Origin of the sequence: Pseudoalteromonas sp. BSi20311 (assembly GCF_000239875.1) — a bacterium.
Lineage (GTDB): Bacteria > Pseudomonadota > Gammaproteobacteria > Enterobacterales > Alteromonadaceae > Pseudoalteromonas.
This window is the reverse complement of sequence record NZ_BADU01000050.1, coordinates 1-11,056: the sequence shown is the minus strand read 5'-3', so window position 1 is coordinate 11,056 and position 11,056 is coordinate 1. Positions and strand designations below refer to the sequence as shown.

The following is an 11,056-nucleotide window of genomic DNA, read 5'->3' as shown; positions in this document are numbered from 1 at the left end:
ACTTACTTTATAAGGTTTAAGTTTAATTTTAATGCTCCAATAGAAAATTGGATAAGCACTGCTAGTTTTTTCAACTCAATTTTAACACCACCACTATTAGCAATTACATCCATCTTGATTTTTCTAACTTGGCAAACGAGCAAAAATCAACTTAAGCACGCAAATGAAATGATGAACTCTGAGCTGAACTTAAAAATTTTTAATAACATGCTAGAAAGTACAACTACTTATATGGATTCTCGAATTTTAAGAAATGATGTTGTAAAAGCTACTCAGTTAACTTATGAAAAATTAGAACAAAACCATAAACATACACTTGATAATTGTTTTGGATGTGAGATGGGAGCTAAAACGTTAGAGCGAAAAGTAAAAAGGTACTGCAGATTCAAAGTCTCTGAACAGAACTTTAGAAATGAAGATATTATTTTAAAAGTTGGTAAAGGCGGCTTACCACCTACAACAAAAGAAGATCTTGATTCACTTGTACTAATTTACATGGAACGTGCTTTGGTTGATATTTTTTCAGGTAGGACAGATACTACCCCATTGATTATTCATAAAATTATTAGATTATTTGATTTTATAGGCAGAGAAAAAGAGAGCGGTAATGATCTTATTGCAGATTCATTAATTGACTCTGTTGAATTTGGTTTTAGAGAAGAGGTTCTTGAGTCTTTTTCTCATATAAAGAATATAAAAGAGCATCATGTATTTACTTTAATGAATAGAAGCTAGGTATAACAAGTTGTTAAAACTTTATATGTTTTTCAAAAAACGGAGTTTTAAAATGAGAAAAGAGTTCGAATTCACGGTCAAGGGTCATAAAATTAAAATTGTTAACTCATGGTTTAATGGTGCAAAACTATATGTAGATGGCGATTACCGTGATCAAGACTCTACCTTTATTGCTAATGGCAAAACTGCACTTCTTTCAGCAAAACTTGCTGACCTTAGTGTTTTAGAGATTTTCCCCATATCTGCGTTAATATCTGTAGAAATGGATGCATTTTTAATTACGGACGATGAAAGGTTGCAAGTATACAGCTCACATAAACGTTTAAACTTAACACAGCAGCGATTAGCAAAATAAACACATAGGTAAAATATGAAACTATTAATGGCTCCTTTATTACTCATTATTGCTGGGTGCAGTAGTGTTGCGCAAAAGGGTGAAAAATATTCGCCGTGCTCTGAACCATGGTTAAATCATGTTGAACAGCAAATAAGTACCGGTGACGGTTATGGACATGGGCCAGACATTGGCTCTTTAGAATGGCGCTCTGTAATCATGTTTAAACTCGGTATTAGAGATAAGCCAGGCGTACCAGAATTAAATACTCAGCAGTGGTGCCAGTTTATTGATGAAAATTATATTTAAAGCCTGCTTGGCTTTATGAGCTGAAATTTGTTTACCTGGGAGCAGTAAGCGAACTGCGCCTTGTTTGTTAACTGAGGTTGGGATTTACTCACCCAACCTTGTATCTCTTCTTGATGAGTATTTAGCTAAACACTTGCAGCTGCGCTTTCTCTTTAACTAATACCCAAATACTTATGTACTTGAATTGATAAACGCCAGTTTTTGGCGATACAGGTATCAATGGCTAATTTAGTTGCCGACGTTTTTTGGCTGATTGGCTGTAAATATACCAGTTTTGGGTTAACACCCGTGGCGACAAATAACTCTTCCAGTTCTTCTACGTGCTTTTGCATAGCAATTGGGTGTTTAATTTCATCGGCGCGTTGCATAGCACTGCTCAATACTTTGTAACCACCACGCATATTAATTTTTGGCGATACCGTAACCCACGTTTGGGCAGGGGCGAGAATTTCAAAGGTGCCACTGGTTTCTATTTGCGTGCTAAAGCCATGATCATGCAATAAATTACACACTGGATTTAAATCGTACATGCAAGGTTCACCACCGGTGATCACAACATGCTTGGCGGTATAGCCACGGGATTTAAATAACTCCAGGACCTGCGCGGCACTGGCCTCAGCCCAATGATCAGAGTCGGCTTTTTTTTCTACCGTGTCATCTAGTGATACTTTATATACATTATCAACATCCCAGGTTTGTTTAGTGTCACACCACGAACATCCCACAGGACAACCTTGCAGGCGTAAAAATATAGACGGCGTACCGGTAAAGCTCGCTTCACCTTGAATGGTTTCAAACACTTCATTAATTTTGTACAAAAGAAATCTCACTTACAACCTGACGGCAAAATTGTTACTATTAAAAATCGCAAAGCACGGTGCAAAAATTGTCATTTATGCCTTGGCCGTGTAGTATATCGCGCCCTGATATAAACCTCTATCAAAACTAAAGAGCAAACCACGTATGACGCAAAAAGTAGTTGTTATTTATTCCGGCGGTATGGACTCATTTACTGTATTAAATAAAGCCTTGCAACAAGGCCATGATGTTTATGCCCTCTCGTTTGATTATGGTCAGCGTCATGTTAAAGAACTTAAAGTAGCCGCCAACGTATGTGAAAAGCTAAATGTCCCGCACAAAATTGTTGATATATCAGCGATCAATCAGCTTATTGGTGGTTCGTCATTAACAGACGATATTGATGTGCCAGAAGGCCATTACGAAGAAGAAAGCATGAAAAGCACCATTGTGCCTAATCGCAATATGATTTTACTTTCCTTAGCAGTAGGTTACGCGGTATCGCTTAAAGCGAGCAAAGTATATTACGGCGCGCATTCAGGCGATCATGCAATTTACCCAGATTGCCGCCCTGAGTTTGTTAAAAAGATGGATGATGTGTGTCGTATTGCAAATTACGATGCAGTGGAAATTTTTAGCCCGTATTTAAACAATACTAAAATCGATATTTTAACCGATGGTATTAAAATGGGCTTAGACTACAGCCAAACATGGACCTGTTATAACGGCCGCGACAAAGCGTGTGGTAAGTGTGGCGCTTGCCAAGAACGTTTAGAAGCCTTTGAGCTTAACAACGTGACCGACCCGCTTGAATACGAGTAAGGTTTAAAGTAAGCATATTAAAAGGCTACCAAGGGTAGCCTTTTTTATTACGAAACAAACATTAAAGCCAGCGTTTTACCCGTGATTTGTAATCGTCAAATTGCTCAGCAAATAACTGATGTAACGCCCGCTCCTCTGGGATTATTTGAAATAAGGTAATGTAAGCAATAAACCCTGCTACACCTAAAAAAGCCCACATTGAACCCAACCACACGCCCCAGCCTGCTAATATAAACGCAAAACCTAAGTACATTGGATTACGAGAAAGTTTATAAACACCTGATGTAACTAATCTTGAGGCTTCTTCAGGTTTGTTGGGGAGGACTGTGGTTTTAGCCAACCGAAAACTCACGACGCCAGCAATACAAAATATACACCCCGTAGCGACGAGTGCGAGCGCGAGATAAATAATAAATGCGGTAAAGTCAATTACCGTGTAGTGAGCGATTAGCGCCATAATAGCGGCAAAAAACACCATGACCACCAAAGGTGGAACTTTATTGTTGAGCATACCTATTCCTTGTATCGATTAAAAAATCAGCTTAATTATTATATTGTGGCAACACAAAAAATAACAATGGCTTATCGAATATTTATAAATACAAATAAAGTTACAATTTATTGGCTTTATCGGCGCTTGATTATGGTTATAATTTAAGCTTAAAATAAAATTAAAGGAAGTAATTATGTCTGGCACAACAATGATAGTTCTCATTGTGCTTATTTCTGTGGGTTCGGGGGTTATTTATGATATGTATAAAAAGCACCTTGAATTTAAACATAAAGTACAGGACAACAATCAAGACGCACACAAACAACTAGCTGAGGTAACCGCTCAAGTGAGTGAACTTAAACAACGAGTACAAACACTTGAAGCCATTGTTACCGACTCAAGCTACAGCGTAAAACAAGAAATAAATAAACTTTAAAGTACGCGTTACAAGTAATGTGGGTATAAATGTGCGTTTTCTGGCTGCTCAATGCCATGGGCAGCTAAAAAACCACCAATTGCTTGGCCACACCCTTGTGGCGCTCTAGCGCTGTCTATCTCAAAATTTAACTGATTCGCTTCTTGCTTACCCATAGAGCACAAACTAACCGAACTTGGCGAGCGCATAGAGACACTTAACTCACCTACTCGCTCCGCACGCACATGCTTACTAAAGCGCGCAAAACCTTGGTATTTAAAATGCTCGTTTACATACTCATTACTGGTATTAACCAACGCATTAATAAAACTGTGTAAAAAACTATTTGGTGAACTGTCACTGGCTAAAAAAGACAACTGCGTGTGGTTAAACTCACTTAGCTGACAGTCTTCGCAATTAAGCTTTACCGTGTAAAGCTGCTCACCCGTCGCAATACTCTGATGGCTCATTAAAGTGACCGGTGCATCAGCAAATACCAAACGCGTAATTATTGTCGCCAAAGATGTGGTTTCAACTGAACCGCTTGTTACTAAGTCAGGGTTTTGTGCCATAACGGGTAAGTCATGATGATTATTAAACGGCGTGCTGGTTGCCTCTTGATGCTGCAGCTGGAAAAGCTCTCTAACCTCATGTTCACGCGCCACTTTTAACGCTAAGAATGCGGTTTGAATAAGCTCAGAAGTAGGTAAGTTTTGCTCTACTGGCCAACGGCGACCAAACAATAGTTTTTTTGCTTTATTATCAGCACGGTAATTGTCGGGGCTAAGCACTGCTACTTGCAGATAAATATCACTGTTTTTTTCTGCCGCTAACACACTAAAGTGGTTAGAAAAGCTAATGTCGTTAAGCACTTCATTAACACTCGCTAATGTGTGCTTGTAACGCAAAAAATGCTGCGGAACAATCCAATTTTTATTAGCCAGTTGTACTAAGGGCGCATACGAAATCGGTTGCTCGTAGCTGTGTTGCCATTTTTGCCCATCGCCCAATAATGACTCAATTTTTATATTGTTATCTGACATATATAAACCAAATAAATCTGCCCAACGGCAAGATATTAACTATGAAGCACTTTACGTAGTTAATCATTAAAAGCGATCACACTTATTAGTAGTATTTAGCGTTCGAATACATGTTGATACTCCGTTATAACTTTTTGATAGTAAAGTCTATCTTTATTGAGCATTCGAGTATAATGGTCAAGCAATTGCTGCTGATATTGATGATGTTGAGGGTTATGTGTATCCCACATATGAGCCCCCGTTTTAGTAATAGTGCCGGTGGCATTAAAACTGACTTGTAGCACTTCGTAAAAACGCTTGTTTTCAACAATAATTTGCTCGCTATCGAGCTGCAAATTACAGTCTTTTAAACCCGCACGTACTTTATAGAGGTGCATAATAGGGCAAATAATAAAACTTAGTTGTTTAAGGCTGTGCGGATTATTAGCAATAATTTGCTCAATTAGCTTTAAGCATAAATCGCCCCCCACTCCAGCAATAACGATTACTTGCTTGGCATCTGTTGGCAGTTTAATTTGCGCAACATCTTCGCAGCGCACTTGCCATGAAGGCAAAGACTTTCCTTGCTCAAATTGTTGCAGCGACTGCTCAAGCGCTTCCATTAACTGTGGAATAATATCAACAAAGTTTATTTGTTTGGCTATGCCGCGCTCAAGTAATGCCATACCTAAAAAGCCATGATCGCAGCAACAATCCCAAATAATATCGAGAGGCTGTGTAATTAATGAATTAATGACGTTTAAACGTTTACTCAGTTTCATTTAACTCACTATGTTTTTGTTTTGTACACCAATGCTTTTAAGCTTTTATCGCTATCAATTTCAATAAAGCGATCGGTAGGTTCAAGGCGTTTAACAAATTCAATAGCACCTTGAGTATGCTCTTCAATAAGTGCTTTAAAATCGTTTTCTGTAAGCTCTGGACTATTAGCACATAGCAACAGCTGTGTGGCATCGTTTAATAGTTCAGGAAGTCTACGCAGCACTTTTTGATAGTCTTTGGTTAAAATAAAACTTCCTTTTTGAAAACTGGGCGGATCAACAATAATTAAATCAAACGGTGCGGCTTTTTTTAGCTTACCAAACGACTTTAAAATATCGTGCGGTAAAAAACTGACCCCACGATCGACATTATTGAGTTGGTGGTTTTGCTTACCCACTTTTAACACACCTTTGCTCATATCCATGTTCATCACATGATCTGCACCGCCGTGCATAGCCGCAACCGAAAAACCACAGGTATAAGAAAACAAATTAAGCACTTTGGCGTGCTTACTATTTTGCATGACAAACTCACGGCCTTTTCGCATATCAGGAAAAATACCGGTGTTTTGCTTACTCATTAAGTCAACCAAAAAGCGCACCCCGTTCTCGGCTACGCTATGGCGAACTGGCAGTTGCCCATGCACTAGGGTGTTATGGCTTTGTAGCCCCGCTCGCTGCTGATACACCAATGCAGTAATTAGCTCTGGATGATGTTGTTGTGCCCACTGCCATAACGTATCGGTAAGCGTAGTGAGTGTTGCCTCATCAATTTCACTGTATGACACCAAAAACAAACTCGGTGGATAAAAGTCTAAGTTAATATGGCTAAGCGCTTCAACACTGTGGCCGCGTCCATGAAATACGCGGCAAAGCTCGTTATCGGAAAAAGGCGTGTCTGCCAAAGCAGACATAAGAGGAGTAAAATCGGTTGTCATTTAATTAATCAACTGTTGTTGTAGTTCATGTATTTCGTCGCGCACTGAGACGGCTTTTTCAAATTCTAAATCGCTGGCATACGCATGCATTTTGGTTTCTAACTGCTTAATTTGCGTTGCAATTTCTTTAGCACTGAGGATTTTTTTAGATTCTTTACGAATAAGCTGTAGGTTGTCTTGCGGTGAAGCATCTTGGCCTACATCCATTACATCAAGTATCTTTTTAACTAATGCACTAGGTTCAATACCATGCTTAACATTATAAGCATGCTGTATTTCTCGGCGTCGGTCAGTTTCCTCAATGGCTTTAGCCATCGATTTAGTCACTCTGTCACCGTATAAAATGGCACGACCATCAAGGTGGCGCGCCGCACGGCCTATCGTTTGAATAAGTGAGCGTGCTGAGCGTAAAAAGCCTTCTTTATCGGCATCTAAAATAGCCACTAGTGCCACTTCTGGCATGTCTAAGCCTTCACGTAGTAAGTTAATGCCTACTAACACATCAAATACACCGGCACGTAAATCACGAATAATCTCTACTCGCTCTACGGTATCAATATCAGAATGTAAATAACGTACTTTTACATTGTGCTCACTCAAGTAGTCAGTTAAATCTTCAGCCATGCGTTTAGTAAGCGTAGTTACCAGCACACGCTCTTTTAATTCAACACATTTGTAAATTTCTGATAGTAAGTCATCAACCTGATCGCCTACCGGGCGCACTTCAATAACGGGATCAAGTAAGCCGGTTGGACGAATAACCTGCTCTGCAACTTCGCCGTTGCTGCGCTCTAATTCAAAGTCACCCGGGGTGGCAGATACATAAATGGTTTGTGGTGCAATGGCCTCAAATTCTTCAAAACGCAGTGGCCTGTTATCCATAGCTGAGGGCATTCTAAAACCGTATTCAACGAGGTTTTCTTTACGGCTTCTATCGCCTTTGTACATGGCGCCAATTTGCGAGACGGTTACGTGCGATTCATCAATAATCATTAATGCGTCGTCAGGTAAATAGTCCAGTAATGTTGGCGGTGGGTCGCCAGGTGTACGCCCCGATAAATAACGGCTGTAGTTTTCAATACCAGAGCAATAACCAAGCTCGGTCATCATTTCTATATCGTATTGGGTACGCTGAGCTATGCGTTGCTCTTCTACTAACTTGTTTGCGCTGAGCAATTGTGCTCTGCGCTCTTTGAGTTCGGCTTTAATTTTTTCGATAGCTTCGAGAATTTTTTCTCGTGGCGTTACATAGTGAGTTTTAGGATAAATAGTGGCACGCACTATGTGTTTTTCTACCGCACCGGTTAAGGGGTCAAAAATACTTAGGCGTTCAACTTCGTCATCAAACATTTCTACACGCACTGCATAGGTGTCTGATTCAGCGGGGAATATATCAACCACTTCACCACGTACGCGGTATGTACCACGACTAAAGTCAATATCATTTCGCGTATATTGTAGCTCTGCAAGACGGCGCAGCATATCTCGTTGGTCGACCTTTTCACCTACTTTTAAGAGCAGCATCATTTTCATGTATGAATCAGGATCGCCCAAACCATAAATTGCCGATACTGAGGCAACAATAATGGTATCGCGTCGCTCTAAAAGCGCTTTAGTGGCACTGAGTCGCATTTGCTCTATGTGCTCATTAATAGATGCGTCTTTTTCGATAAAGGTGTCGCTGGCTACCACATAGGCTTCAGGTTGGTAGTAATCGTAGTAAGATACAAAGTATTCAACCGCATTGTGTGGAAAAAACTCTTTCATCTCGCCGTACAATTGCGCCGCTAGAGTTTTATTGTGTGCCATAATAATAGTAGGTCGGTTTAAATCACTAATAATGTTAGCCATAGTGAATGTTTTACCGGTACCCGTTGCGCCTAATAATGTTTGCTGAGCAAGTCCGGCTTCTAAGCCTTCACACAATTGAGCAATAGCGGTTGGTTGATCCCCTGCGGGTTTAAATTTTGATACTAGCTGAAAATGATCGCTCAATGACTACACTCCTGTAATGCTTGACTGCTTAACGCTTCAATTTCTTTCATAAACCACTTGTAGGCTACAAGGGCTGTGAATAAATTACCAATGGCCGCGCCAATAAACAAGCCGATTAAGCCTGCGAGTTCGTTTCCGATATACGCAAAGGGAATATAAAAAACAAACAATCGAATGACGCTCAAAACTAAGGCGTTCATGGGTTTGTGTAAAGCGTTAAACGAGGAGTTTGATAAAATGATCACTCCTTGTAAGCCATAACTTAGAGGAATGGTATAAATAAACAGTTTGATGACATCAACAACCGCTTGCTCTTTACCAAATATTTCACTAATAACGCCTGAAAAAATAATTAATACAATATAAATAATGAACTGCCACAACATTACAAACTTGAGCGTACCTAGGTAGGCATCTTTTACACGAGAAAAATGACTCGCTCCAAAGTTTTGGCTGATAAAAGGTGGCAATGTCATCGACAAAGCTAATACCACTAAACTCGCTATTGATTCTATTCGACTCCCTACTCCAAAAGCAGCCACGGCTTCGGGACCATGATGAGCAACTAATGCGGTCATAACGGCCATAGCAACTGGGGTGAGCATGTTAGCACCCGCTGCAGGTAAACCAATTTTTAAAATTTTACGGATTGCGCCAATAACGGTTTGCTTGCCAGCTTTTAAACTAAGCAGCCGCTTTTTAACTATTAATATGTATAAAATAATTGCCACCGCAACTGCCCAGGCTATAACACTGGCAATGGCAGCCCCTTTAATGCCTAATGCGGGAATGGGACCAAAGCCAAAAATAAGCATCGGATCGAGCACTGCATTAATAAGCCCAGCCCCGCCCATAATAATGCTTGGTGTTTTTGTATCACCACTGGCACGCAGTACTGAGTTTCCAATCATGGGAGTAATTAAAAATACACTTCCCAAAAACCAAATACTAATATACTGATGAATTAGCGGGAGCACCTGCTCCCCAGCCCCAAGCAAGGTAAATATAGGCTCAATCAATAAATAGCCACAGGCAGATAAAACCAATACTAATACTATCGCCACCAACAACGAGACACTGGCATCAAAACGCGCTTCTTCAATATTGTTGCTCCCTAAGGCCTTTGCAATTACTGCCGAGGTCCCTATACCTAAACCAATCGCTAAACTAATGACGGTAAAAGTAACAGGAAATGTAAAACTCACCGCGGCAAGCGGCTCAGTGCCAAGCAAACTAATAAAAAAAGTATCAACAATATTGAACATCATCAGGGTGATCATTCCAAAGATCATCGGAACGGTCATTTTTTTTAATGTAGGCAAGATTGGGGCGGTGAGTAAATCAGGGCGAGTATGTGATTGAGAATGTGCGCGCATAAAATAAATAAGCCTCTTTTACTGAACGGCATATTTTAAAGCATCTGGGCTGTTCAAGCCATGCTTTATTAAATCTAAACAATCAAACTAACCTTTAATCTAAAAACTGTTGTTTTTATGCTGTTGTAAACAAATTTCACACAAACACAGCAAAAACCAAATTAAATACATTTTTATAACTTTTGCAACATTTACTTTTTATGTTTTGTTGCTTTATTACACAGTAAGCGATGATGTTTTATCGTCACGAAAAATTTTATTTATCGTTTAGATGGCTATTCAAGCTGAATCATAAGTCTTTGTTTTTTAATATTTAAAAAAAAAGCTTTTTAATACTTGAAATCGTTGAAGCGCCCTACACCGCTGGGGGCGACGATGTTCTTAAAGTTTCATAAACAGAGTTATCCACAGAAACCGTGGATAACTCATTCAACCCCACGTTTATAAAGGGCTACAACGCGGTGTAAATTTAACAGTGCGGTTGATTTTTTTCGTTAGCAATATGGAAACAGCGTTAAATGGTTTTGTAACGACTTAAAACATCGTTATATGTTTATTTAGTGCTAAACCGCATTCATGCTGCATAAATAGTCAACCCATTGATTGCCTTGTTTTTATACAAACTCTCGAAAGTTCAGCAACCATTCTGCTTTGAACAACATACAAAACATCATTACGGTTCTCATCTAGATTTAGTTCAACAAACTTTAACGAGGTAAAATAAAAGTGAGGTAATTATTTTAAATACGTTTATTAAGACTTTATAAAAATACAGGAAATAGAACACTTTTTTATCACTAAAAGCTGCTTTATTAAATTTTACTGTAAGTTTTATTGGTTAAAGTTACTCACTTGATTCAAATATTGCGCTGTTTTTATAAAACAATATCACTGCCCTTTACTCAAATAGAGTCACAAAACGCGCAGATTGCACATAAAAACAACGAATAGACCTCTTTTTTGAATTTATGATCTTTTATATGTTGACACTTTGCTATGCGGTCATTAATATTTCGCCCCGTTGAAAGGCAAGACGC

At 39.3% G+C, this 11,056-nt stretch carries 12 protein-coding genes; 5 read left to right on the top strand and 7 right to left on the bottom strand.

What is annotated here, in order from left to right; all coding sequences use genetic code 11:
- The 3 genes from P20311_RS19035 to P20311_RS04540 all read left to right on the top strand — a co-directional run.
- A partial coding sequence (locus P20311_RS19035; protein ID WP_158307801.1) for a hypothetical protein occupies positions 1 to 735 on the top strand: 735 nt, incomplete at its 5' end.
- Positions 736 to 787: 52 nt separating this feature from the next.
- Entirely contained in the window at positions 788 to 1,090 is a 303-nt protein-coding gene (locus P20311_RS04545) for a hypothetical protein (RefSeq protein ID WP_008110180.1), read from the top strand.
- A gap of 15 nt (positions 1,091 to 1,105) precedes the next feature.
- Positions 1,106 to 1,378, top strand: coding sequence for a hypothetical protein (locus tag P20311_RS04540; protein WP_008110179.1), 273 nt, complete (start codon positions 1,106 to 1,108; stop codon positions 1,376 to 1,378).
- A gap of 152 nt (positions 1,379 to 1,530) precedes the next feature.
- Here P20311_RS04540 and queE read toward each other — a convergent pair whose 3' ends face one another.
- Positions 1,531 to 2,196, bottom strand: a complete 666-nt coding sequence (gene queE, locus P20311_RS04535) for a 7-carboxy-7-deazaguanine synthase QueE (protein WP_008110178.1) — start codon at positions 2,194 to 2,196, stop codon at positions 1,531 to 1,533.
- 145 nt (positions 2,197 to 2,341) lie between these two features.
- Between queE and queC the strand changes: the two genes are divergently transcribed.
- Positions 2,342 to 2,998, top strand: a complete 657-nt coding sequence (gene queC / locus P20311_RS04530) for a 7-cyano-7-deazaguanine synthase QueC (RefSeq protein ID WP_008110177.1) — start codon at positions 2,342 to 2,344, stop codon at positions 2,996 to 2,998.
- A gap of 61 nt (positions 2,999 to 3,059) precedes the next feature.
- On the opposite strand, the gene P20311_RS04525 is transcribed toward queC, so the two are convergent.
- Entirely contained in the window at positions 3,060 to 3,509 is a 450-nt protein-coding gene (locus P20311_RS04525) for an isoprenylcysteine carboxylmethyltransferase family protein (RefSeq protein ID WP_008110176.1), read from the bottom strand.
- Positions 3,510 to 3,684: 175 nt separating this feature from the next.
- Between P20311_RS04525 and P20311_RS04520 the strand changes: the two genes are divergently transcribed.
- The gene (locus P20311_RS04520) at positions 3,685 to 3,927 is read left to right on the top strand and encodes a hypothetical protein (protein WP_008110174.1); all 243 of its coding nucleotides are present in this window, start codon (positions 3,685 to 3,687) and stop codon (positions 3,925 to 3,927) included.
- Between the two features lie 8 nt (positions 3,928 to 3,935).
- Here P20311_RS04520 and P20311_RS04515 read toward each other — a convergent pair whose 3' ends face one another.
- From P20311_RS04515 to P20311_RS04495, 5 genes are all read right to left on the bottom strand, one after another.
- Positions 3,936 to 4,949, bottom strand: a complete 1,014-nt coding sequence (locus P20311_RS04515; RefSeq protein ID WP_008110173.1) for a hypothetical protein — start codon at positions 4,947 to 4,949, stop codon at positions 3,936 to 3,938.
- Between the two features lie 95 nt (positions 4,950 to 5,044).
- Positions 5,045 to 5,710, bottom strand: a complete 666-nt coding sequence (locus P20311_RS04510; protein ID WP_008110172.1) for a tRNA (adenine(22)-N(1))-methyltransferase TrmK — start codon at positions 5,708 to 5,710, stop codon at positions 5,045 to 5,047.
- Between the two features lie 8 nt (positions 5,711 to 5,718).
- The gene (locus tag P20311_RS04505; protein ID WP_008468251.1) at positions 5,719 to 6,648 is read right to left on the bottom strand and encodes a class I SAM-dependent methyltransferase; all 930 of its coding nucleotides are present in this window, start codon (positions 6,646 to 6,648) and stop codon (positions 5,719 to 5,721) included.
- Entirely contained in the window at positions 6,649 to 8,643 is a 1,995-nt protein-coding gene (gene uvrB / locus P20311_RS04500; protein ID WP_008110167.1) for an excinuclease ABC subunit UvrB, read from the bottom strand. It abuts the gene before it with no gap.
- A complete protein-coding gene (locus P20311_RS04495) occupies positions 8,640 to 10,019 on the bottom strand; it encodes an MATE family efflux transporter (protein ID WP_008110164.1) in 1,380 nt (459 codons plus the stop codon). Before P20311_RS04495 ends, uvrB begins: the two co-directional genes overlap by 4 nt.
- Between the last annotated feature and the right edge of the window lie 1,037 nt (positions 10,020 to 11,056).